Genomic DNA, 838 nt, shown 5'->3' with positions numbered 1-838 from the left:
TCCCCGGCACCGCCTACCTCGACCTCGCCCTCCACGCCGCCGACCACACCGGCCACACCACCATCGACGAACTCCTCCTCCACGCCCCACTCGTCCTGCAACCCGGCCGTACGGTCCGGGTCCAGGTGATCGTGAACGGCGCGGACACCGACGGGCAGGCGACGCTCGACGTGTACTCCCGCCCCGAGGGAGAGCACGGTGAGTGGACCCACCACGCCACCGCCGTACTGGCCAAGGACGATGCCGAGCCCGGCTTCGACCTCACCGCGTGGCCTCCGGCGGACGCGACCCCTGTAGACGTGGCAGGCGTGTACGAGACTCTGACCACGGCGGGGCTGGACTACGGTCCGGTGTTCCGGGGACTGCGCGCCGCCTGGCGGCGCGGCGACGAACTGTTCGCCGAGGTCTCCCTACCCGAAAGCGAACGGGCCGGCGTGGCGGACTTCGGCGTGCACCCCGCGTTGTTCGACGCGGCCGTCCACCTGCCCGCCTGGGCGGGGCTTGCCGAGGTGCCGGAGGGACAGAACCGGTTGCCGTTCGCCTGGAACGGCGTCCGCCTGCACGCCACCGGCGCCACCGACCTGCGGGTACGCGTCAAGCTGGGCGACTCCGGATCGCTGTCGCTCCAGGCCGCCGACCCCACCGGCGCGCCGGTCGCCTCGATCGACACCCTTACCGCCAGGCTGGTCTCCGCCGAGCAGCTCAAGGTCTCCGGATCGGCTGAGGAGAACACCCTGTTCCGGGTGGAGTGGTCACCGCTGGATCCCGTGCCGGCCCCGCGCGAGGCATGGGCGGTGCTCGGCGACCGCCCGCTCTACGACACACTGCGCCAGACCGT

Annotated in this window: 1 protein-coding gene; it reads left to right on the top strand. The window is 72.2% G+C overall.

The window, feature by feature from the left end:
* Positions 1–838, top strand: an 838-nt coding sequence (locus FLV34_RS39465) for a polyketide synthase dehydratase domain-containing protein (RefSeq protein WP_187280890.1), incomplete at both ends; no start/stop codon positions are given.

It is taken from the genome of Microbispora sp. CSR-4, assembly GCF_008033685.1.
Lineage (GTDB): Bacteria > Actinomycetota > Actinomycetes > Streptosporangiales > Streptosporangiaceae > Microbispora.
This window is presented reverse-complemented; position numbering and strand designations above follow the sequence as displayed.